Source organism: Thioalkalivibrio sp. AKL9, assembly GCF_000377825.1.
Classification (GTDB): Bacteria; Pseudomonadota; Gammaproteobacteria; order Ectothiorhodospirales; family Ectothiorhodospiraceae; genus Thioalkalivibrio; species Thioalkalivibrio versutus.
On sequence record NZ_KB905104.1, the window covers coordinates 321,067 to 343,643 of the forward strand.

Genomic DNA, 22,577 nt, shown 5'->3' on the forward strand with positions numbered 1-22,577 from the left:
ATGCCACCTGGCCGTACTGCCTCGGCCGACACGGCCGATGACCCCCTGGCCACGGATGTACCGGGTAGTGTCCCCGGCGTTTTCCCGGATTAAATCACAGGTAATCGCGGATCAAAACCTCCGCGATCTGAATCGTGTTCAGCGCAGCCCCCTTGCGCACGTTGTCCGAGACCACCCAAAGGTTCAGTCCGCGGGGGTGGGAAATGTCCTCGCGGATGCGGCCGACGAACACCGCATCCTTGCCGGAACCCTCGGTCACCGCAGTCGGATAGCCCCCGTCCTCGTGCTTGTCCAGCACCGTGATCCCCGGTGCGCCGGAGAGGATTTCGCGCGCCTTCTCCGCAGTGATCTTCTCGCGCGTCTCGATATGCAGGGCCTCGGAATGTCCGTAGAACACCGGAATGCGCACCGCGGTCGGGTTCACCAGGATGGACTCGTCGCCCATGATCTTCCGGGTCTCCCAGACCATCTTCATCTCTTCCTTGGTGTAGCCATTGTCCTGGAAGACGTCGATGTGCGGCAGGGCATTGAACGCGATCTGCTTGGGGTACACGTTGCACTCCACCGGACGGCCATTCAGCAACGCCGCCGTCTGGTGCGCCAGCTCCTCGATCGCCTCCTTGCCGGTACCGGACACGGCCTGGTAGGTCGCCACGTTGATCCGTTCAATGCCCACCGCATCGTGCAGCGGCTTCAGCGCCACCAGCATCTGAATGGTGGAGCAATTCGGATTCGCGATAATCCCGTGTTTCGTGTAATCGCCCACCGCGTCCGGGTTCACCTCCGGAATCACGAGCGGGATTTCCGGGTCGTAGCGGAACTGGGAGGTATTGTCGATCACGACGCAGCCGGCCGCCGCCGCCTTGGGCGCATATTCCGCGGACACCGAGGCGCCCGGCGAGAACAGCCCGATCTGCACCGTGGAAAAATCAAAAGTCGCCAGGTCCTCGACCTCCAACTCGCGCCGGCCGTAGTCCACCGTCTTGCCCACCGACCGCGAGCTGGCCAGGGCATGCACGCGCCCGATCGGCAGGTCGCGCTCGGCCAGGATGGACAGCAGGGCCTCGCCAACGGCGCCCGTTGCCCCGACCACGGCCACGTCAAATTTGCGGTCACTCATCGTTAATTCCCGGTTTAATTTTGATCTTCAAGCTATTGATAGTTCTATTGAACCGTAGGATGCGACGAGCGCAGCGAATCGCATCAATCTCTTCCCCAGCGGAGGCAATGATGCGTTTCGCTGCGCTCAACGCATCCTACACTTGCGCGTGATACAAGCCCCGTTCGTGAGGCCGCCTCAATCGTCCAACGCAGCCACCAGGGCATCCCCCATCCCCTGCGTACCGACCAGCTTCATGCCTTCACCGAAGATGTCTGGGGTACGCAAGGCCTGATCCAGTACCCGACCCACAGCCGCCTCGATGCGTTCGGCCAGGTCGTTGCGGTTCAGACTATGACGGAGCAGCATCGCGACCGACAGCACCGTCGCCATCGGGTTGGCCTTGCCCTGCCCCGCAATATCCGGTGCCGAACCGTGGATCGGCTCGTACAGACCCACGCCCTCGCTGTTCAGCGAGGCGGACGGCAGCATGCCGATGGAGCCGGTCAGCATCGCCGCTGCATCGGACAGGATGTCCCCGAACATGTTGCCGGTCACCATCACGTCGAACTGCTTCGGGTCACGCACCAGCTGCATCGCGGCGTTGTCCACATACATGTGAGACAGCTCGACCTCGGGGAATTCCTTCCCGACACGCTCGACCACCTCGCGCCACAGCTCGGAGACCTCCAGCACGTTGGCCTTGTCCACCGAGCACAGACGCTTGCCCCGTTTCATCGCCGCCTCGAAGCCGACCCGGGCGATCCGCTCAATCTCCGATTCGCTATAGACCAGCGTATTGAACCCGACCCGCTCGCCATTGCGTTCCTCGATCCCGCGTGGCTGGCCGAAGTAGATCCCCCCGGTCAGCTCGCGCACGATCAGGATGTCCAGCCCGCTGACCACCTCGGGCTTCAGCGTGGAGGCCGAGGCCAGCTGCGGATACAGGATCGCCGGGCGCAGGTTCGCGAACAGGCCCAGATCCGAGCGGATGCCCAGCAGCCCACGCTCGGGACGCAGGTCGCGCTCCAGCGACTCGTATTGCGGGCCACCCACCGCCCCCAGCAGGATCGCATCTGCACGACGCGCCGCCTCGCGGGTGGCCTCCGGATAGGGGTGCCCGGCCGCGTCATGCGCCGCGCCCCCGATCAGGCCCTGCTCGATCTCCAGATCCAGACCGCCGATCTCGCCCACGCGCTCCAGCACCTTCAGCGCCTCGGCCACGATCTCGGGCCCGATCCCGTCCCCGGGCAATACCAGAATTCGGCTCACAAACCTCTCCCAAGTAACTATTATTCTTTACCTATACATTCCCAGTGGCAACGTCATTGCGAGGAGCCGCAGGCGACGTGGCAACCTCCCAACGCCCCCCGACGCTCGCCGCGGCCGACGCCGGGGCCACCCACAGAGATCGCCACGTCGCTGCGCTCCTCGCGATGACGGTGCTTCCTGCCCCCCCGTCATTGCGAGGCCCCGCCAGGGGCCTTGGCACAAAAGCGCGAAGCGCGTTGAACGGCCGCAGGCCGGCCCGAAGGGCGAGCGCAGCGAGTAACCTCCCAAAGCTGCCAGAGCGCCGGTACGGGGATCCGGTGGTTCCGGACGGAGGTTGCTCCGTCGCTTCGCTCCTCGCAATGACGGTGCCCGGATCCAGGCCGTGCCAGACGCACCGTCTACCGTTGTTGTTCCGCCATCCACGGCCATTCGCGGCGCTGGCGCTCCTCGAAGGCGCGAATATCGTCCGCAAACTGCAGCGTCAGGGCGATATCGTCCAGCCCGTTCAGCAGGCGATGGCGGCGGTCCTCGTCCAGTGTGAAGTCGAATACGGTACCGTCCGGCGCGGTCACGGTCAGCTCTTCCAGATTCACCTCGACCTGCGCGCCCGGGTTCGCCTCCACCTGATCAAACAGGCGCTGCACCTCGTCCTCGGCCAGCACCACTGGCAACAGCCCGTTCTTGCAGCTGTTGGAGAAGAAAATGTCCGCAAACGACGGCGCGATCACCGCACGAAAGCCGAAGTCCGTCAGTGCCCACACCGCGTGCTCCCGCGAGGAGCCGCAGCCGAAATTCTTGCGCGCCAGCAGGATGGTCGCCTGGTCAAACGGCGCCTGATTCAGCACAAAGTCCGGATTCGGCCGGCGCTTCGAGCCATCCATGCCCGGCTCGCCCGGGTCCAGGTAGCGCCAGTCGTCGAAGGCATTGGGGCCGAAGCCCGTGCGCTTGACCGACTTCAGGTACTGCTTGGGGATGATCGCGTCGGTATCCACGTTGGAACGGTCCAGCGGCGCGACGATCCCCTTCTCTACGGTAAAGGCCTGCATCACTTACGCCTCCTGCAACGCGGACGGTTCAATGAAGTGCCCGGCGACGGCCGCCGCGGCGGCCAGCGACGGGCTGACCAGATGCGTGCGCCCGCCCTGCCCCTGACGGCCCTCGAAGTTGCGGTTGGAAGTGGAAGCACAGCGTTCGCCCGGCTCCAGGCGGTCGGCGTTCATAGCCAGGCACATCGAACAGCCCGGCTCGCGCCACTCGAAGCCGGCATCCAGGAAGATGCGGTCCAGCCCCTCCTGCTCCGCCTGCTGTTTCACCAGCCCGGAGCCCGGCACCACCATCGCCAGCTTGATGTTATCGGCCTTCTTGCGGCCCTTCACCACCTCGGCGGCGGCGCGCAGGTCCTCGATCCGGGAATTCGTGCAGGAACCGATGAATACCTTGTCCGGACGGATCTCCGTCATCGGGGTATTCGCCTTCAGGTCCATGTACTCCAGCGCCCGCTGCATGCCCTCGGCGCGCACCGGATCGGACTCGGCCGCCGGGTCCGGCACCCGCCCGTCGATCGGCGCGACCATCTCCGGCGAGGTGCCCCAGCTGACCTGCGGGGCGATCTCGGCGGCATCCATCTCCACCACCGCGTCGAACTCGGCATCCGGGTCGGAGACCAGCGTGCGCCAGTACTCGGCCGCCCGCTCGAACATCTCGCCGGTCGGCGCCTGCGGCTTGCCGCGCACGTATTCGATGGTCTTCTCGTCCACCGCGACCATGCCCGCACGGGCCCCGGCCTCGATCGACATGTTGCAGACGCTCATGCGGCCTTCGATCGACAGGCTGCGGATCGCGGAGCCGGCAAACTCGATCGCGTAGCCGGTACCCCCGGCGGTGCCAATGCGGCCGATGATCGCCAGCACCACGTCCTTGGCGGTGACCCCCGGACGCAGCTCGCCTTCCACACGGATCTGCATGGCCTTGGTCTTCTTTTGCCACAGGCACTGGGTGGCCAGCACATGCTCCACCTCGGAGGTGCCGATGCCGAAGGCCAGCGCGCCCAGCGCGCCATGCGTGGATGTGTGCGAGTCGCCGCAGACTACGGTCATGCCCGGCAGGGTCGCGCCCTGCTCCGGGCCGATCACGTGCACGATACCCTGGCGCACGTCGGCCATCGGGAAGAACTTCAGCCCCAGGCTCGTGACGTTACTCTCCAGCGTTTCCACCTGGATGCGCGAGACCGGATCCGCAATCCCCTGGTCGCGGTTCTCCGTGGGCACGTTGTGATCCGGCACCGCCAGCACGGAATCGCCGCGCCATGGCTTGCGGCCGGCCAGCCGCAGCCCCTCGAAGGCCTGCGGACTGGTCACCTCGTGCACCAGGTGGCGGTCGATGTAGAGCAGCGTCGAGCCATCCGGCTCCTCGCGCACCCCATGCGCCTCCCACAACTTGTCATACAGGGTCTTGCCAGCCATTACCTACTCCCGCGGCCGTGCCGCGTTCTGTCGTTCTTGCATTCCACCGGCGCTATACAGGCCCGCCCTTGCACGGCATTGCCAAATGCACCGTCATTGCGAGGCCCCGCAGGGGCCGTGGCAACCTCCGTCCGGAACCACCGGATCCCGGTACTGGCGCTCTGCCAGCCTCAGGAGGTTGCCGCGTCGCCTTCGGCTCCTCGCAATGACTTCATTTCAGGACGACCGTTTAAAGGAGTCTGCGGCCACCTCGGTATTCTTTCAAATCCGTTTTCTTATCCGTATCATTCCATACGGTTATATAGGTGCCGGGTCATGCCGAGCCCGACCATCGAACGGACCATTATCTCACGCAGGGACTGGAGAGAGACGGATGCGCCCAGAACAACTGAGTGTCGAATCCCTGCAGGCCTTCGTCGCGGTCGTCGACACCGGCGCCTTCTCCGCCGCGGCCGAACAGCTGCACCTGACCCAACCCGCAATCAGCAAGCGCATCCAGTCCCTGGAAGCGACACTGGAGCGCCCGCTGTTCGAGCGCCAGGGCCGCCGCGTTCGCCCGACGGAGGTCGCGGAGCGCCTGCTGCCCGAGGCCCGCGAAATCCTCGCCCGCCTGCGCGCCATCGAGCAGCAGGTCGCCGACCTCGACCAGGTGGTGCGCGGCCGTATCCGCCTGGCAACCTCGCACCACATCGCCCTGCACCGCCTGCCCACGCCACTGTCGGCCCTGCGCGAGCGCTACCCGGAACTGGAACTGGAACTGGCATTCATGGATTCCGAGGCCGGCATCGAGGCCGTCATGCACGGCGACGCCGACCTGGCCCTGGCCACCCTGCCCGAGGATCTGCCGAAGGGCGCCGAGGCGCACACGGTATGGACCGACGACCTCGTCCCCATGGTCGCCTGCAACCGCGCTGACGATACCCCGCTGGATACCCTGCGGCGCCTGCACGACTGGCCGGCCATCCTGCCGCCCGCGGATTCCACCACCCGCCGCCAGATCGACCAGGCCCTGGCCGCACAGGGCCTGCACCCCACCGCCGCACAGGAAAGCCCCTACCTGGAAGTCATCCGCATGCTGATCACGGCCGGCCTCGGCATCGGCTTCCTCCCCCACACCATGGCCACCGACGACCTCGCCGTACTCGACTGGCCCGGCGCGCCCGTCGCCCGCCAGCTCGGCTGGGTCCGCCATGCCGAGCGCTACCGCTCCCGCACCCTGGAGGCTGTCATCGAGACGTTACAGCCGCCGCAGTAACCGGATGGCCGCCCCCTTCCAGGCCGGCAGCCGCGCGGTCAGGCGCGGGCGGCTTCGCGGGGGATGAGGGACGAGATCATCCAGGTGGCGAAGATGAAGAAGGTGGAAGCGATCAGGGCGCCTTCCAGGCCCCAGACCATGAAGATGGCGCCGGAGGCGACGGTGCCGACCAGCCGGCCGCCGGCGTTCGCCATGTAGTAGAAACCGACTTTCATCGCGACGCGGTCGGCGTCGGCGTAGTCGAGGACCAGGAAGGAGTGGACGGCGGAGTTGATCGCGAACACCACGCCGAACACGCCCAGCCCGACCATCAATACCCAGGCCGGGTCCAGGCCCACCTCCAGCCCGATCACGATGGCGATCGGCAGCAGCATCAGGATGAAGGCCCACAGGCGCGCGGTGAGCCCGGTCGGATGCACCCCGCCCTTACCCAAGAGGCGCGGCACGGAGGCCTGCACGACGCCGTAACCGATCACCCACAGCGCGAGGAACGCGCCGACCTGCATGTGGTTCCAGTCCAGCGTGGCGCTGAGGAACACCGGCAGCGCGACCACGAACCAGACATCGCGTGCGCCGAACAGGAAGAAGCGTGCGCCCGAGAGCACGTTGATTGCGGCGGAGTTGGAGAACATCTGGGTGAACTTCGGCTTGCCGCCGACACGCCCCAGCCCGCGCGGCAGTCCGACCACCGAGAACAGCATGACCAGCGCCAGCATCCCGGCCAGGATGACCAGCGCCATCTGGAAGCCCACGCTGTAGAGCAGCGCCCCGCCAACAAAGAAGCCGACGCCCTTCAGCGCGTTCTTCGAGCCGGTAAGCACCGCAACCCAGCGAAACAGCCGCCCCTCCCCGTCGCCGGCGACCAGCTTTACGCCGGACTTCGCGCTCATCTTGTTCAGGTCCTTGGCGATCCCGGACAGGGCCTGGGCGAACATCACGTAGGCCACGCCAAGCCAGGCCTCGGGCACCGTGAGCATCAGCAGCGCCGCCACCTGCAGCAGCGTCCCGCCGATCATGGTGGTGTTCACCCCCAGCCGCGCGGCCAGCCAGCCGCCGGTCAGGTTGGTGATGACCCCGAACAGCTCGTAGAACAGGAACAGAAAGGCGATCTCCAGCGGGCTGTAGCCCAGCTGGTGGAAGAACAGCACTACCAGCATGCGGATCGCGCCGTCGGTGACGGTGAACGCCCAGTAGTTCGCGGTGATCCGCGCGTAGGCACCCAGCCCCAGGGTAGGCGGCCCGCCGGAGTTTGGCTGGTCGGCCGTGCCGCTCACAACGGCCTCAAACTCCGAGCTTGGCGACGCGGGCGACCAGCTCGACCAGCCGGTTCGCGTAGCCCCACTCGTTGTCGTACCAGGCCAGCACCTTCACCTGCGTGCCATCAACCACCATGGTCGACTGGGCATCCACGATGGACGAGCGCGGGTCGGTGCGGAAATCGCTGGACACCAGCGGGCGCTCCTCGTAGCCGAGGATGCCGTTCAGATCGCCGTTCGCGGCCTCGCGCAGCAGGCCGTTGACCTCCTCCGCCGTGGTCTCGCGCGCGGCCTCGAAGGTGAAATCGGTCAGCGACGCGTTCATCAGTGGCACGCGCACCGCATGGCCGTTCAGACGCCCGTTCAGTTCGGGAAAGATGTCGCCAATCGCCTTCGCCGAGCCGGTGGTGGTCGGGATCAGGTTCAGCCCGGCGGCGCGGGCCCGGCGCAGGTTGTCGCGCGGCAGGTCCACCGGCGACTGGGTGGCGGTCATGTCGTGGACGGTCAGGATGGTGCCGTGGCGGATCGATAGCGCCGGGTGCAGCACCTTGACCAGCGGCGCCAGGCAGTTGGTGGTGCAAGAGGCAGCCGTCACGACGTGGTGCTTCGCGGGATCGTAAGCGGCGTCGTTCACGCCCATCACCACGTTCAGCGCGCGCGCGTCCTTCACCGGCGCCGCGACCACCACGCGCTTCGCGCCCCGGGAGAAATGCGGCTCCAGCGTGTCCATGGTGCGGAAGGCGCCGGTGGCATCGATCACGATGTCCACGTCCGACTCGCCCCACGGCACCTGCCCCGGCTCGGGCAGGCTCGTGTGGCGCAGCTCGCGCCCGTCGATCCGGATCTGGCCCGCTTGGGCCTCGGGCTCGCGGCCCCAACGCCCGTGAACGGAATCAAACTCCAGCAGATGCCCGGTAACGGTCCCGTCCGCGGCGACCTCGTTCAGATGCACGACCTCGATGTCGTCCCGGTCCCATGCCGCGCGCAGGGCCAACCGACCGATCCGCCCCATCCCGTTTATACCGACGCGCACCGCCATGGAGCCCCTCCCGCGAAAAATCGCGTCAGCATACCCCGCCCAAATGACAAACGCATGACGCCCGGGCGCCGAAAACCCGGCTCGTCAGTTGAGCCAGACGATCCCCGCGTTGAGGTAGATAGCGAAGGCGACCCACAGCAGGTACGGCACCAGCAGCGCGCCGGCGATACGGTCAATGCGCCAGAAGGCGATCAGAGTGGCCAGGATCAGCGGCCACAGGATCAGGATCTCGGCGAGCGCCAGATCCGGGCGTTGGATGCCGAAGAACAGCACCGACCAGCCGAGATTCAGCGCGAGCTGGGCCAGGAACAGCCCCAGCGCCATCGGGGCGCCGGTCAGGCCGACGCGCCGCCAGACATGCCAGGCGGCGAGACCCATCAGGCCGAACAGCACGGACCAGACCGGGCCGAATACCGCATCCGGCGGGTTCAGCGGCGGGCGCGTCAGCGTCGGATACCAGTCGCCCACCGACAGACTGGTCGCCCAGCCACCCAATCCCGCCACAGCGAAGACCAACACCATCCAGGCCAGCAGGCCCAGCATGTCCATGGCAAAGGAGCGCCGCCGCGGGCGCGGGGGACGGGCCGAATCGGATGTCGTCACGGAATTCTCCTTGTACTCGGGGGTCCTAGTCCGGGCTTCATCGAATCGGCGCCGGATTCCGAACGGAATTCATGCACGATTCAGTCAACCACGCGACACTCTAACCTGACCACCCCGCAAACAAGCGAGTTGCAATGCCCCGCCCCGCCACACTGATCACCGCGCTCCTGTTTCTCCTGGCCGCTGGCATCCTCGCCTGGATGCTGCTGGGCCCGGAAGACGACGCGGCCTCTTCCGGTCGTCCGGGCGGTGGCGAGACCCGCCCGGTCGCGGTCGCCATCGCCGGCATCGAGACCCGCGACCTGGTCGAACGGCGGCGCTTCACCGGCAGCATCGAGGGCGCCGACCGGATCGAGATCACCCCCCGCGTGGGCGGGCGGGTTGCCGAGGTATTCGTCAACCTGGGCGACCGCGTGGAGCCCGGTGACCCGCTGCTGCAGCTGGATACCGAGGAATTCGAGCAGGACGTCGCCCAGGCCGCGGCGGAGCTGGAAGTCGCCGAGGCCAGCCTGGCCGAGGCCCTGGCCAGCCGCGATGCGACCCGGCGCGAACTGCAGCGCACCCGCGAGCTGCGCGACCAGGGCATCGCCTCGCGCTCGGAGCTGGAGGCCGCGGAAACCGAACTCGCCCTGGCACAGACGCGCGTCGCCCTGGCCGAGTCGCAGATCCGCCAGCGGCGCTCGGCCCTGCGCACCCGCGAGATCCAATTGAGCTACACCCGCATCGAGGCGGGTACGGCCGACAGCACCCGCTGGGTCGCCGAACGCCACGTGGATCCCGGCACGGTCATCAGCGCCAACGACACCGCACTGGCGCTGGTCCGGCTGCAGCCGGTGCGCGCCATCCTGGCCGTGACCGAGGCCGACTACGGCCGGCTGTCGCCGAGCCAGGGGGCACAGGTCCACACCGCCGCCTATCCGGACGCCGGATTTGCCGGCACCATCGCCCGCATCGCCCCGGAATTCCGGCCCGGGTCGCGTCAGGCGCGGGTCGAGGTGGAGATCCCCAACGAACGCGACCAGCTGCGCCCGGGCATGTTCGTGGAGGCCGCCATTACCCTCGGGGAACGCAACGCCGTCCTGGCGATCCCACGCGACGCGATCATCCAGCGCGAGGTCGGCCCGACCCTGTTCAGCGTGGACCGCAGCGGCGAGCGCCCGCAGGCCCGCCGCCATCAGGCGGTTACCGGCGTGCGTGACGGCGACTGGGTCGAACTGCTGGAACCGGAGCTGCCGGAAGGGACCGAGGTCGTCGTGCTCGGCCAGCACCTGCTCGCGGACGGCACCCCGCTGCGCCTGACCGACCCGCGCAACGTGCCGGATGGAGACGACGCACCCGAGTCGGACACCCCGTGAATCCGGCCCGCGTAACGGTCCACCGCCCCGTGCTGACCAGCATGGTGGCCCTGATCGTGGTGATCCTCGGCCTGACCGCGCTGACCCGCCTGCCGGTGGATCTGCTACCGAATATCACCTACCCGGTGGTCACGGTGATGACGTCCTACCCCAATGCCGGGGCCGAGGAAGTCGAACAACTCGTTACGCGCCAGGTGGAGCAGGCCGCGGCCGCCATTACCGGTGCCCAGGAGATCCGCTCGACCTCCGCCGAGGGCAACAGCAACGTCCGCATCAACTTTGCCTGGGGCACGGACATCCGCCAGGCGGTGGACGACCTGCGCGATCGCCTGGCGCGCATCGAGGACCGCCTGCCCGATGACGCCGATCGCCCGCTGGTGCGCCAGTTCGACACCCAGGACTCGCCCATCATGCGTCTGGGCATCGGTTCGCAACTGGACGCCATCCACCTGCGCACCCTGATCGACAATCGTATCGCCCCGCGCCTGGAACGCATCCCCGGCGTGGCAGCTGTGGATACCTTCGGCGGCCTGGAGCGCGAGGTCCGCGTGGAGGTGGACCCGGAGCGCATCGAGGCCATTGACCTCGGCCTGGACGACCTGCGCAACCGCATCCGCGACGCCAACGTGATCACCCCCGGCGGCCCGATCATGGATGGGCGCCGCGAATACCGCCTGCGCACGCCGGCCGAGTTCCGCTCGGTGGACGAGGTCCGCGACACCATCGTGCAACGCAGCGAGGACGGTGTGACCTACCTGCACCAGGTGGCCGACGTGCGCGACACCCACCAGCGCGTTACCCGCCGGTTCCGGGTCAACCAGGAGGAAGGGGTGCAGCTCGCCGTGCGCAAGCTGGCCGACGCCAACACCGTCGAGGTCTCCGAGGCGGTCCACGCCGAACTGGTGCGCCTGAACCGCGACTTTCCCCAGATCGACATCCGCGCCGTCACCGACGAGGCCGGTTTCATCCGCAACTCCATCACCAATGTCGGTCGTTCGATCCTCTACGGCAGTGCACTGGCCGTGCTGGTGCTGCTCGTGTTCCTGCGCAACATCCGCTACACGCTGGTCGCGGCCACCGCGATCCCGCTGGCGGTGATCGCCACCTTCGGCCTGGTCTACTTCGGCGGCTACTCGCTGAACCTGATGACACTCGGCGGGATCGCGCTGGGCGTGGGGCTGATGGTGGACAACGCCATCGTGGTGATCGAGAGCATCGCCCGACGGCGCGAGGAACATGCCGAACAGACCGCCGCCGAGGCCGCCATCAGCGGCACCGGGCGCGTCGCACCCGCCATCGTCGCCAGCACCCTGACCACCGTGGCGATCTTCCTGCCGCTGTTCTTCGCCGAGGAACTGGCCGGCCAGCTGTTCAAGCCGCTGGCGGCGGTGGTCGCCTTTGCCCTGGCGGGCTCACTGATTGTCGCGCTGACCCTGGTCCCGATGCTGATGGCCCGCGCCCCGATGCCCAAGCGCGACACCAGTGCCCTCGCGCGCATGGAGCAACGCTACCAGGGGCTGCTGCGGCGCACCCTGGCCCAGCCGTGGATGGTCATCGGCATCAGCCTCCTGCTGCTGATGATCGCCCTGGCGGGGCTGCGCGGCGTGGGCACGGAATTCCTGCCCGCCACCGACGAAGGCGAATTGCGCGTGCATGTCGCCATGGAGCCCGGCACACCCCTGGAAGAGCTCTACGCCACCATGTCCGGCCTCGAGGCGATCATCCACGACGAGGTCCCGGAACTGGAAAACCTGGTCTCCAGCTCCGGCGCCTCGGCATTCCGTGCCTCCTCGCCCGCCTCCGGCAACATGCGCGTGATGGTCGGCTCGCGCGACAGCCGCAGCCGCTCCTCCGACGAGATCGCCGCGGCCCTGCGCGACGCGCTGGGCAGCCCGCCGGGGGTCGAGATCCGCGTGCGCGCCTCCAGCGGGATATTCTTCCGCGGCTTCGGGCGCGGCGCCGACGAGGAAAGCCTGTCTATCGAGGTCCGCGGCTTCGAACTGCCCACGATGAACGCCGTCATCGAGCGCTTCGAGAGCGCGCTGGCGGACGTCCCCGGCGTCACCGACACCCGTGTCGGTTCCGACGGCGGGCAGCCGGAATTCGCCACCCGCATCCACCGCGACCGCGCCGCCGACCTCGGCGTGGACGTGCGCACCATCGCCCAGACCCTGGAAACCGCCCTGGGCGGCTCCGGCGCCGGCCAGCTGCGCGCGGGCGGCGACGAGACGCGCATCTGGGTCCAGCTGCGCGACGCCGACCGGAGCTCGCTGGACGACCTCCTCAACCTGACCGTGCGCAGCGAGGACGGCGAGCGCGTGGCACTGCGCAGTTTGGTCACCTTCGACACCGAAATCGGCCCGGACAGCATCCAGCGCCGCGAACAGGCGCGCATCAGCACCTTGTTCGTGAACATCGGCGACCGCTCGCTGGGCGAGGTCGCCGCCGACGTGCGTGCGGCGCTGGCCGATACCCCGCTGCCGGAGGAGATCGACTTCTCGGTCACCGGCGACATCGAGGAGCAGGAAGCCGCGTTCTCCGAACTGCTGCTGGGCACCCTGCTCGCGACGTTGCTGGTCTACATGGTCATGGCCAGCCTGTACGAGTCCCTGCGCGATCCGCTGATCGTGATGTTCTCCATCCCGCTGGCGCTCATTGGTGTAACCGGCGCGCTGCTGATCACCGACACCACGCTCAACGTGCAGTCGCTGATCGGGATCCTGCTGCTGGTCGGGATCGTGGTGAACAACGCGATCCTGCTGGTGGACCGCATGGCGCGGCGCCACCGCGAAGACGGCATGGAACTGCAAGCGGCCATCGTGGCCGCTGCCGGCGAGCGCCTGCGCCCGATCCTGATGACCACGCTGACCACCATCCTGGCGCTGTCGCCGCTGGCCATCGGCATGGGCGACGGCGGCGAGGCCCAGGCCCCAATGGCCCGGGTCGTGATCGGCGGGCTGCTCTCGTCTACCCTGATCACCCTGGTGCTGATCCCGACGCTGTACCTGCTGTTTCATCGTCGAAGCCAACAGCACGGCCATGAACCCGTCTACCGGATGCCCGTCGACCATGCGTAGCCTTACCCCTGCCCTTCCGCTCTTCATCCTGGCACTGACCGCAACGGCCAACGGAGAGGACTCGACCGATGACGGCCTGCGTCTGACGCTGTCCGCCGAAGAATTGCTGGAACAACGCCCGTTCGCCCGCAACGAAGTGGCAGAAGAGAGCCTATCTCTTGAAGAAGCGGTAGCGCGCGCCCTGGAAGGCAACCGAGGCCTGCGGGCCGAGCGACTGCAAACTGCAATCGCCGGTACCTTTGAGGTTCAGGAACGTGCGGTTTTCGACCCTGCGCTATTTGCCGACATCGATATCTATCGCGACCGCGAGACTGATGAATCCGAGGGCTTTACACGGGATTCCTTCTTTAGCGAAAGACGGGGCCAAGTCGGATTGCAACAGTCCCTGCCGACTGGCACTAACCTAACCTTGTCCGTTCGCAGCTCTCGTGCCAACAGCTCTTTTCAAGACCAGAGCGAATACACCACCCGCGCCGGCCTGAGCCTGACTCAGGCATTACTGCGCGGGGGGCGGATCGAGTCCAACCTGGTACGCCTGCGGCAGGCCAGCCTGGACGCGGAGGCCTCGGAATACGAGGTGCGCGGGTTCGTCGAACAACTGATCACCGATGTGGAAAGCCGCTACTGGGACCTCGTACTGGCCGACGAACAGATAGCGATCTTCGAAGAGGCCCTGGCCGTCGCGAGCCAGCAGCTTGACGAGACAGAACGCCGTATCCGTGCCGGGGACCGCCCGGAGACCGAGGCCGTCTCGGCCCGCGCCGAGGTGGCACTGCGTCGCCAGGGCCTGATCGATGCCCGTAGCGAACGGGCCCTCGCACAGGATGCGCTGGCGCGCCTGATACAGGGGGACGGCGATCTGTGGGATACCCGCCTGGAGGCCCGCTCTGAGCCGGATCTGCAGCGCTACCACCTCGAGCCGCTGGATACCTATGTCGCTCTCGCCCGCGATCACCGCGCCGACCTCAACGAGACCCGGCTGCGCGTGCAACGCGACGAGCTGGAGGTCATCCGCACCCGTAACGGACTACTGCCACGCCTGGACTTCTTTGTGACCGTTGGTCAGTCCGGCTATGCCGAAACCTTCGGCCAGACCTTCCGCGCCAGCCAGGGCGACGGTTATGACCTGGCCGCCGGCCTGCGCTTCGACATGCCGATCGGCAACCGCGCGGCCGAGGCGCAACACACCCGCGCCCGTCTGACGCGCCTGCAGATCCAGGAGACCCTCGCCAATATTGAACAGCTGGCAATCGAGGACGTCCGTGCGCGCTGGTTCGACGCGGCCCGCATCCGCGAACAAATTCAGGCACAGAAGGAAACCGTCGAGTTGCAGGAAGAGCTGCTGCGGGTGGAACAGACGCGGTTTCGCGTCGGTGCCGGGACCGCGCTGGCCGTCTCCCAGGCCCAGCGCGACCTGCTGGAGAGCCGCCTGAACCTGACCGAGACGGTCGTGCGCTTCCGTCAGCTCACCACCGAACTGCTGAACGCCAGCGGCACCCTGCTGCTCCATCGCGGCATCGACGCCCCCGGCGCCGAACGCGTGGAGATCCGTCTGTAAGCCGGCTTGCACACGACCCGGCGCCTTCGGGTCGCGCGGCTATTGATCCACCGGCCGGGCATTGCCCTGCGCGTCGATCTCGACGACCAGCATCGCCCCGGCGCCAAGGCTGTGGCCGCTCAGCTCCATGATATTGGCCCGGTGGGTCACGTAGACCGCCGGCCCCGCCGTCTGCCGGTATTCTTCCGCCAGGTGTTCGCGCCACGCCTGCATGCGCCGCTCGCGATGCGGGGCATTGGTGCGAAACACCGAGCCCATTGCCTCCAGCACCACGGGCTCACCGAACCCCAGGAGCGCCGCGGTATCGACATTGCGGCACCACGGACCCGCGAACACCCGGATCGACTCCAGGCCCGCCGCGCGCAGGCGCTCCCCACTGGCGCGCGCCTGATCGCGTCCTTCAGCCGACAGATTGCGCTGCGTGGCGCAGTCATCCACATCGAAGCCCGACGGGTCACCGATGCCGGGCGCCAGGGCATGGCGCAGCAGCAGGATGCGGTGGGGCTCCTGTAGTTGCGCGACGATCGCGCGTTCGGCCGCCAGGTCGCCCGCCACCAGGGGCAGAGGCACCGCCAGCACGGCGATCCAGAACACCAGAACGACAAAGCGCTTCGTCACGCGATCTTCCCCGAACGGCGACGCCGGCAGGCGTCCGAACAGTAGCGAACCTCATCCCAGCACCGGGCCCATTTGCGCCGCCAGGCGAACGGGCGGCCGCATACCGCACAGGTCTTCTCCGGTAGATGCGGCTTGGCGTGGGCCACCTTAGCGGTCCGGGTGACAGACCCCATCGTCGCAGCGCGAGCGCCAGCGATAACGCGCAATCACGTTGTAGACGCGATCCATCAGCCAGACGATCGGCGGCAGGCGATGCAGCACACCGCCAAGCCAGCGGTAATATGGCAGGTGCCGCCAGACCAGCACGAAGGCCCAGGCGCCGCTGCGAATGCGCCCGTCGGCGCTTACGGCATGCATGCGCTGCATCGCACGATCCCAGGTAATCCCCCAGGCGTCGAGCGGTGTGGCATCGGCATGGATATCACGCCAATCGATCGCGCCCGCGGTGTCGAGCCGCTGGTAGTGGCCGATCTCGCGCCGGCAAAGCGGACAGCCGCCGTCGAAGAACACCACCGGTCGTCCCGGGGCCTCGGAATATTGGTCCTGGTGGTTTTCAGGCATGCCCCACCGGCCCGGTCTGCTGGTGCCGGGCACCATCGAGGGATCTGAGCGCCCGCTCGACAACATCACGCGCCAGATCCTGGGTCATCTCGGGGTTGGCCGGGATCATCTCCGTGCGCACGGCCAGGGCCATTGCCAGCGCTTGCAGCACGTCGCCATTGCAGGTATCGCCCAGCACACCGATCTCGCTGTCCAGCGTGTCGGTCAGGCGATCCAGCAACTGTTGCACCCGCACCGCGGAACCGGTCTCGGGATGCAGATAAAAATCGAAGGACACGGCCTCGCCGCTCGGGGTGACATAGCGATAGGGCAATACATCCATGGCTCTCTCCTTCGCGAACGGTTGGCTTGTTAAGGCAAATTACGGGGTCGTCCTCCTCACCCCTTCGCCTTTGGGCCACGAAACGGCAAAACAGTTCGCCGCGCGTGCTTCCAGAAGAGAAGAAAGGGCACGCCCCATCCCGCCCGGCGAGCGCAGGCGTTATCCTTTCAGCCCATGAATCCCCGTCTCCGGACAGTCATCCACCCGCACGCCCACCACCCAGAGGCGAGACCGTAGTGGCCACGCGCCTCAAGCGCCGTCCGCTCCGCCGGTTGCTCTACTGGACCGGCGGGCTGGTCGCGTTTCTAATGGCGCTGGGGATCGGGGCAATGCTCGCCCTGGTGGTGCTCTTCGCCCGGGTCGACCCGCCCTACGGCATGGCCATGGTGGTGGCAACCGACTGGCAGACCGCCTCCAACCGGCGCCCGGACTGGCAACGCCTGGACGACCTGCCCCGCCATCTGATGCTGGCGGTGATCGCGGCCGAGGACCAGCACTTCCCCAACCACCGCGGCTTCGACTGGGGCTCGGTGCGCCAGGCGCTCAGCGATCATGCACGCGGCGGGCGCCTGCGCGGCGCCAGCACCATCAGCCAGCAAACCGCGAAAAACCTCTTTCTTTGGCACGGCCGCTCCTGGGCACGCAAGACGCTGGAGGCCGGGTTCACCTTCGGCATGGAGACCCTCTGGCCGAAGCGGCGCATCCTCGAGATCTATCTCAACCTGGCGGAATGGGGTCCCGGCATTTACGGCATCGAGAACGCCGCCCAACACTACTTCGGGATCTCCGCCACCGAGCTCGATCGCCACCAGTCCGCGCGCCTGGCCGCCATTCTGCCCAGCCCCGGCCGCATGAACCCGGTCCGCCCGGGGCCCAACCTTGACCGGCGGATCGTCTGGGTCGAGCAACAGATGGCCCAATTGGGCATCGCATGGCTGGATCCGATGCTGCTGGAATAAAGCCTGCGCACAGGCCACCGAAATTGTGGCCGGGAACTTCCAGCCTTTAGACTGCCTCCGACTGACCTGCACCGGGGGCATGCAAGGACGCCCCTCCCAGACATTGAGGTTTGCCGTGACCCATCTGCGCGCGCCGCATATTTTCTTCTCCCGCCTGCTCGTCCTCGTCGCTCTACTGCTGCTCCTGCCCCTCGGAGCCGTGTCCGCACAGGACACCGGTCAGCCGGATTCCGGCAGTGATCTGCGTCAGATGCTCATCGACGCGCTGGAGAACGAGGAGGCCCGCGAAGACTTGCTCGAGGCCCTGCGCTCCGGCGACGGCTCCAGCGCGGAGGACGCCGCCACGGATGACCTCCCGGTCGAAACCGGCGACAGCGACTCCGTCGCGCGCCAGATTGCCCAGCTGACCCAGTCGCTGGCCGAGGGCACCGTGGCCGAGGTCCGGGCCCTGAGCGATATCGCCACGGACATCGCCGAGCGCGTCCGCGCGATCGAGCCAACCGTGTTCGGGGTGGCCGTGCTCGATCTCGCCATCATCATCGTGTTCACCGTGGCCGTGTTCCTGGTGCTACGCCGGATGGGTGCGCCGCTGTTCACGGCGCTCGACCGCTGGGCGCTGAATGCCGCGGAGCACATGCGCCTGATGCGGGCGCTGCCGGCCGTGGTCCTGGCGGCCGCCATCGACTTCCTCGTCGTCATCCTCGCCTGGCTGGCCGGCTATGCCCTGGCGCTGTTCGTGCTGGGCGACTCGGGCGAGATGAACACCCGGCACTCGCTGTTCCTGAACGCATTCCTGCTGATCGAGGTGACCAAGGCGGCCCTGCGCCTGATCTTCGCCACGCGCTACCACGGCCTGCGCCTGCTGCCGATGGCCGGGGACGAAGCGGCCTACTGGAACGCCTGGCTGGCCCGCATCGTGGGGTATATCGGCTACGGCCTGTTGCTACTGGTGCCAATCGCCAACAACCAGATCTCGTCCGAGGCCGGGCGCTCCCTGGGCCTGATCGTGATGCTGACGGCTTTTCTCTACGCCGCCGTGATCATCCTACAGAACCGGACGCGGGTGCATGACCGCCTGATGGCGTTAGCGAACAGGACCCAGTTCACCTTCACCCGCATCCTAGTCTCGATGCTGGCGAACTTCTGGCACTGGATCGCCCTGATCTACTTCCTGGCCCTGGCCGTGGTCAGCATCACCCGGCCGGAAGATGCGCTCCCCTTCATGGCCAAGGCGACCGGACAGACGCTGCTCGCCATCTTCGTGGGCATCTTCGTCGCGAACCTCCTGACCCAGTTGATCGGCCGCCGGATTCGGGTCCCCGAAGAGACACGGGAGAAGTTTCCGTCGCTGGAGCTGCGCCTGAACTCCTACATCCCCAACGCGCTGAAGGTGATGCGCCTGGTGATCCTGCTGGTCGTGCTGGCCGTGGTCGCGGATGCCTGGGGTGCATTCAGCCTGACCACATGGCTGGCCTCGGATATGGGCATGGCGGTGCTGGGTACCGCGATCTCGGTGGCGCTGATCCTGCTGGGCGTGCTGGCCATCTGGCTGGTCTTCGCCAGCTGGGTCGAGCACCGCATGAACCCGAACACCGGTGGCGGCGGCCCGACCGCCCGCGAGACCACCCTGCTGACGATCTTCCGCAACGCCATGGCCATCGTGCTGATCGTGATGACCACCATGATCGTGCTCGCCGAGATCGGCGTGAACATCGGCCCGCTACTGGCCGGTGCCGGTGTCCTCGGCCTGGCGATCGGTTTCGGGGCGCAGAAACTGGTGCAGGACGTGATCACCGGCGTCTTCATCCAGCTGGAGAACGCAATCAACGTCGGCGACGTCGTCACGGTGGCCGGCACCACGGGCGTGGTGGAACGCCTGACCATCCGTTCGCTCGGCGTACGCGACCTCTCCGGGACCTACCACCTGATCCCGTTCTCGTCAGTGGATGCGGTCGCGAACTACATGCGCGAGTTCGCCTACCACGTCGGCGAATACGGCGTCGCCTATCGCGAGGACATCGACGAGGTCATCGTGCGCCTGCGCGAGGCCTTCGAGGAACTCCAGCAGGATCCCGACCAGGGGCCCAACATCCTCGACGAGATGGAGGTGCACGGTGTCACCGCACTGGCCGACAGCTCGGTCAACGTGCGGGTCCGGATCAAGACCCTGCCGGGCACCCAGTTCGGTCTGGGCCGCGCGTTCAACCGCCTGGTCAAGAAGCACTTCGACGCCGCCGGCATCGAGATCCCGTTCCCGCACCAGACCATCTACTTCGGTCAGGAGAAGGACGGCGGCGCCCCGGCGGCCAATCTACGGCTTCTGCAGGACAAACCGGCCAACGAGCAGGATGGCGACGACTACTCGGATGACCGGCGGGCGCGCCCGAATCCGAAGCACAAGGGCGACTACGACGAGGCCGACGACTGAAGCGGTTGTCCGTGAGCGGGGCGTGCACTCGAATCCCCCCTGCCGCGGCAACTCCCGGGCAGGGGCTTCGCGGGCGACCCCGCTCCCAAGGCCCCAGGGAGACGCTGGCTCTTTCCGACGCCTCGGGCTTCGGGAGATCATGAGCGTATGCGTCTCCTGATCCTGCTTGTGCCTCTGCTCCTGCTCGTTGCCTGGGCACCGGGCTGGTGGGTCCGCCACACCATGAAGAAATACCACCGCCCGGCGGACCGCTACGATGGCACCGGTGCAGAGCTGGCGCGCGAGCTGCTGGACCGGCACGGACTGCACAAGGTCCAGGTGGAAACCACAAAGGACGGCGATCACTACGACCCTGCCTCGCGCACCGTGCGCCTGTCACCGGAGAACCACGACGGCCACTCGCTGACGGCGATTACCGTGGCCGCCCACGAGGTCGGCCACGCGGTGCAGCACGCCCAGGGCTATGCGCCACTGCGCATGCGCAGCACGCTGGTCGGAATGACACGCTACGGCCAGCAAATCGGCGCCTGGCTGCTGATCGCCATTCCGTTCATTACGCTGCTGGCGCGGCACCCGGCGCCGGGGATCCTGTTCTTCCTGGCCGGGGTGCTGTCCATGGGTCTGGCCGCCCTGGTCCACTTCATCACCCTGCCCACCGAGTTCGACGCCAGCTTCCGCCGTGCCATGCCGATGCTGCGCGAGGGCAACTACCTGCACCCGCCCGACTACCCGCATGCCGAACGCATCCTGAAGGCGGCGGCCTATACCTACCTGTCGCAGTCGCTGATGAGTCTGCTGAACATCGCCTCGTGGTTCCGGTACCTGCGCCGATGATCGTTCCCGCCCCGGACGCCTGTCCGTTGTGCGGGCAGTCCACCCGGCCGTTTCACCACCGCGGCATCGGCGACGCCTCGCCCGGAGACTATCGCCGCTGTCAGCACTGCGGCGTGATCGCGTTGGAACGCAACGCCTGGCCCCACCGCGAGGTGGAGAGGGCGTACTACCAGACCCACGAGAACCGGCCGGATGATCCCGGCTACCGCGCCCATCTGCAGCGACTGATCGAACCATTGGTCAAGGCGCGGCCACCCCCGGCCCACGGACTCGACTGGGGTTGCGGTCCGCAACCCGTGCTCGCCGGGTTGCTCCAAGACCGGGGCTACACGATGGCGTTCTGGGACCCGGCCTTTGCTCCCACACAACCCGATCCGCCCGACGACGGCTGGGACATCCTTACCTGCACCGAGGTCCTGGAACACCTGCACACGCCCCTGAACACGCTGGGAACCATGGTCGCGGGACTGCGCCCCGGCGGGGTCCTGGCCGTGATGACCGAATGGCCCCCTGCGGCGGCCGGCTTTCGTCGCTGGCACTATCGCCGCGACCCCACCCATGTCGCCTTCTACGGCCCGGCCACACTCCAGTGGATTGCCACCCGCCTCGGATGCACACTGGACCTGCCTGCCCCCGATATCGCCCTGTTCAGCCGCACAGGAGACCTCCCGCAATGATCCACCGACTGCGTGCCTGGCGCCCGGAATGGTTCGGTCTGCCCGTCGCGCACCTGCAGGCAATCCACGTCTGTGCCGCGGCGGGCGACCCGATGGATTCGATCGAGTCCATCGAGGCCATCGCCGGCAGTGGACTCCGGGGCGATCGCTACGCCACCCATCGCGGGCACTGGCATGCGGTCGAGAGCTGTCCGGTCACACTGATCACGGCCCCGGAACTGCAACGGGCGTCACAGCGCCGCGGCCGCCCGATCGCCCCCGGGGAACATCGCCGCAACCTCGTGGTCTCCGACTGGTACCGCATACCCCGCCAGAGTGGCTTTCTTCGGATCGGAGAGGCGGTCCTGAAGATCGGACGGCCACGCCCGCCCTGTGGGTATCTCAACCAGTTAGTGGGCGACAACCTCGCACGAGCCCTCGGTCTCGACAGCGGCATTTGCCTTGAAGTCGCGCATTCCGGGATCCTGCGCGTCGGCGACCGGGTGAGCTGGCACCCGGGCGGGCCCGCATGATCCGGCCACGCTTGTTAAGCTGGGGTTAAGTGCCATTGACTACGATGTACGTGTATTCACGAGGAGAAACTTTATGAAGATTCGTTCCCAGTCCCTCGCCGGACTGATTGCCGCCGCCGCGCTCGCGCTGGCCAGCCCACTCGCCATCGCCCAGGGCATGGGCCAGGGGCAAGGTCAGGGCGGCATGGGCATGCAGGGTGGCCAGGGCGGCAACCCGCAGATGGAGATGCAGCAGCTCCAGCAGACCCTCGCCGAGACCCAGCAGCAGGCCATCGAGAACAACCCCCAGTTGGAACAGAAGGGTGAAGAACTGGAGAACCTGGTGCTGGACAAGATGGAGGCCGCCGGCTACCAGCCGCGCCGGGATCTGGAGACCCTCGAATCCGCCGAAGAGCAGCTGCGCGACCCCGATCTGAGCGCGGAGCAACGTCAGGAAGTCATTCAGTCCGAAGACGTGCAGCAGGCGCAGATGAACTTGCAGGAAGCACAGCAGGCCGTCGCGGAAGACCAGGAAATTCGTCAGGCGCAGGAATCCCTGCGTGAAGACCTGATGGCCGCCATGCGCCAGGAAAACGCCGATATCGACGACGTGATCGAGCGCATGCAGCAAATGCAGCAACAGATGCAGCAGCAACAAGGTGGTCAGGGCGGCATGATGCGCTAATCGCGCAACTAGCCCGCTAACAAAGA

The 22,577-nt window shown here is 67.1% G+C and carries 21 protein-coding genes; 10 read left to right on the top strand and 11 right to left on the bottom strand.

Going from position 1 to position 22,577, the window contains the following annotated elements:
- Nucleotides 1-94 precede the first annotated feature (94 nt).
- The 4 genes from D573_RS0103655 to leuC all read right to left on the bottom strand — a co-directional run bounded on the left by D573_RS0103655 (nucleotide 95) and on the right by leuC (nucleotide 4,833).
- A complete protein-coding gene (locus D573_RS0103655) occupies nucleotides 95-1,120 on the bottom strand; it encodes an aspartate-semialdehyde dehydrogenase (RefSeq protein ID WP_018937753.1) in 1,026 nt (341 codons plus the stop codon).
- A 177-nt stretch (nucleotides 1,121-1,297) separates the two neighbouring features.
- Nucleotides 1,298-2,371: a 3-isopropylmalate dehydrogenase gene (gene leuB, locus D573_RS0103660; RefSeq protein ID WP_018937754.1), complete on the bottom strand. Its 1,074-nt coding sequence runs from the start codon at nucleotides 2,369-2,371 to the stop codon at nucleotides 1,298-1,300.
- 398 nt (nucleotides 2,372-2,769) lie between these two features.
- Nucleotides 2,770-3,417: a 3-isopropylmalate dehydratase small subunit gene (gene leuD / locus D573_RS0103670; protein ID WP_026287913.1), complete on the bottom strand. Its 648-nt coding sequence runs from the start codon at nucleotides 3,415-3,417 to the stop codon at nucleotides 2,770-2,772.
- Nucleotides 3,418-3,420: 3 nt separating this feature from the next.
- Nucleotides 3,421-4,833: a 3-isopropylmalate dehydratase large subunit gene (leuC, locus tag D573_RS0103675; protein ID WP_018937756.1), complete on the bottom strand. Its 1,413-nt coding sequence runs from the start codon at nucleotides 4,831-4,833 to the stop codon at nucleotides 3,421-3,423.
- 373 nt (nucleotides 4,834-5,206) lie between these two features.
- Between leuC and D573_RS0103680 the strand changes: the two genes are divergently transcribed.
- A complete protein-coding gene (locus D573_RS0103680) occupies nucleotides 5,207-6,088 on the top strand; it encodes a LysR family transcriptional regulator (RefSeq protein ID WP_018937757.1) in 882 nt (293 codons plus the stop codon).
- 38 nt (nucleotides 6,089-6,126) lie between these two features.
- Here D573_RS0103680 and arsJ read toward each other — a convergent pair whose 3' ends face one another.
- From arsJ to D573_RS0103695, 3 genes are all read right to left on the bottom strand, one after another.
- Nucleotides 6,127-7,362 (bottom strand): organoarsenical effux MFS transporter ArsJ, encoded by a 1,236-nt coding sequence (arsJ, locus tag D573_RS0103685; RefSeq protein ID WP_018937758.1) that lies wholly within the window; start codon nucleotides 7,360-7,362, stop codon nucleotides 6,127-6,129.
- Between the two features lie 7 nt (nucleotides 7,363-7,369).
- Complete coding sequence (locus D573_RS0103690) at nucleotides 7,370-8,383, bottom strand: ArsJ-associated glyceraldehyde-3-phosphate dehydrogenase (protein ID WP_018937759.1); 1,014 nt, start codon at nucleotides 8,381-8,383, stop codon at nucleotides 7,370-7,372.
- A gap of 84 nt (nucleotides 8,384-8,467) precedes the next feature.
- Complete coding sequence (locus D573_RS0103695) at nucleotides 8,468-8,926, bottom strand: TspO/MBR family protein (protein WP_038039631.1); 459 nt, start codon at nucleotides 8,924-8,926, stop codon at nucleotides 8,468-8,470.
- Between the two features lie 194 nt (nucleotides 8,927-9,120).
- Here D573_RS0103695 and D573_RS0103700 point away from each other — a divergent pair, with 194 nt between their 5' ends.
- The 3 genes from D573_RS0103700 to D573_RS0103710 are packed head-to-tail and all read left to right on the top strand — an operon-like array spanning nucleotide 9,121 to nucleotide 14,976.
- Nucleotides 9,121-10,341, top strand: coding sequence for an efflux RND transporter periplasmic adaptor subunit (locus tag D573_RS0103700; protein WP_018937761.1), 1,221 nt, complete (start codon nucleotides 9,121-9,123; stop codon nucleotides 10,339-10,341).
- The gene (locus D573_RS0103705) at nucleotides 10,338-13,418 is read left to right on the top strand and encodes an efflux RND transporter permease subunit (protein WP_018937762.1); all 3,081 of its coding nucleotides are present in this window, start codon (nucleotides 10,338-10,340) and stop codon (nucleotides 13,416-13,418) included. The genes D573_RS0103700 and D573_RS0103705 overlap by 4 nt, the downstream gene beginning before the upstream one ends.
- On the top strand, nucleotides 13,411-14,976 hold the full coding sequence (locus tag D573_RS0103710; RefSeq protein WP_018937763.1) for a TolC family protein: 1,566 nt from the start codon (nucleotides 13,411-13,413) through the stop codon (nucleotides 14,974-14,976). Before D573_RS0103705 ends, D573_RS0103710 begins: the two co-directional genes overlap by 8 nt.
- Before the next feature lie 39 nt (nucleotides 14,977-15,015).
- On the opposite strand, the gene D573_RS0103715 is transcribed toward D573_RS0103710, so the two are convergent.
- Genes D573_RS0103715 through D573_RS0103725 form a run of 4 tightly spaced genes read right to left on the bottom strand, consistent with a single transcriptional unit; the run spans nucleotide 15,016 to nucleotide 16,477 of the window.
- Complete coding sequence (locus D573_RS0103715) at nucleotides 15,016-15,594, bottom strand: histidine phosphatase family protein (protein WP_018937764.1); 579 nt, start codon at nucleotides 15,592-15,594, stop codon at nucleotides 15,016-15,018.
- On the bottom strand, nucleotides 15,591-15,767 hold the full coding sequence (locus D573_RS14940) for a DUF2256 domain-containing protein (protein ID WP_077276949.1): 177 nt from the start codon (nucleotides 15,765-15,767) through the stop codon (nucleotides 15,591-15,593). The genes D573_RS0103715 and D573_RS14940 overlap by 4 nt, the downstream gene beginning before the upstream one ends.
- Entirely contained in the window at nucleotides 15,742-16,155 is a 414-nt protein-coding gene (locus D573_RS0103720; RefSeq protein ID WP_018169593.1) for a thiol-disulfide oxidoreductase DCC family protein, read from the bottom strand. The genes D573_RS14940 and D573_RS0103720 overlap by 26 nt, the downstream gene beginning before the upstream one ends.
- Nucleotides 16,148-16,477 carry a hypothetical protein gene (locus tag D573_RS0103725; protein WP_018169592.1) on the bottom strand — a complete coding sequence of 110 codons (330 nt, stop codon included), beginning with the start codon at nucleotides 16,475-16,477 and terminating at the stop codon, nucleotides 16,148-16,150. The genes D573_RS0103720 and D573_RS0103725 overlap by 8 nt, the downstream gene beginning before the upstream one ends.
- A gap of 236 nt (nucleotides 16,478-16,713) precedes the next feature.
- Here D573_RS0103725 and mtgA point away from each other — a divergent pair, with 236 nt between their 5' ends.
- The 6 genes from mtgA to D573_RS0103755 all read left to right on the top strand — a co-directional run bounded on the left by mtgA (nucleotide 16,714) and on the right by D573_RS0103755 (nucleotide 22,551).
- On the top strand, nucleotides 16,714-17,436 hold the full coding sequence (gene mtgA / locus D573_RS0103730) for a monofunctional biosynthetic peptidoglycan transglycosylase (RefSeq protein WP_026287914.1): 723 nt from the start codon (nucleotides 16,714-16,716) through the stop codon (nucleotides 17,434-17,436).
- Nucleotides 17,437-17,551: 115 nt separating this feature from the next.
- Nucleotides 17,552-19,864, top strand: a complete 2,313-nt coding sequence (locus tag D573_RS0103735; RefSeq protein ID WP_018937766.1) for a mechanosensitive ion channel domain-containing protein — start codon at nucleotides 17,552-17,554, stop codon at nucleotides 19,862-19,864.
- A 147-nt stretch (nucleotides 19,865-20,011) separates the two neighbouring features.
- Nucleotides 20,012-20,698, top strand: coding sequence for a zinc metallopeptidase (locus D573_RS0103740; RefSeq protein ID WP_018937767.1), 687 nt, complete (start codon nucleotides 20,012-20,014; stop codon nucleotides 20,696-20,698).
- A gap of 26 nt (nucleotides 20,699-20,724) precedes the next feature.
- Nucleotides 20,725-21,375 (top strand): class I SAM-dependent methyltransferase, encoded by a 651-nt coding sequence (locus tag D573_RS0103745; RefSeq protein ID WP_018937768.1) that lies wholly within the window; start codon nucleotides 20,725-20,727, stop codon nucleotides 21,373-21,375.
- A complete protein-coding gene (locus D573_RS0103750) occupies nucleotides 21,372-21,887 on the top strand; it encodes an MOSC domain-containing protein (RefSeq protein ID WP_018169587.1) in 516 nt (171 codons plus the stop codon). Before D573_RS0103745 ends, D573_RS0103750 begins: the two co-directional genes overlap by 4 nt.
- 73 nt (nucleotides 21,888-21,960) lie before the next feature.
- Nucleotides 21,961-22,551: a hypothetical protein gene (locus D573_RS0103755; protein ID WP_018169586.1), complete on the top strand. Its 591-nt coding sequence runs from the start codon at nucleotides 21,961-21,963 to the stop codon at nucleotides 22,549-22,551.
- Nucleotides 22,552-22,577 lie beyond the last annotated feature (26 nt).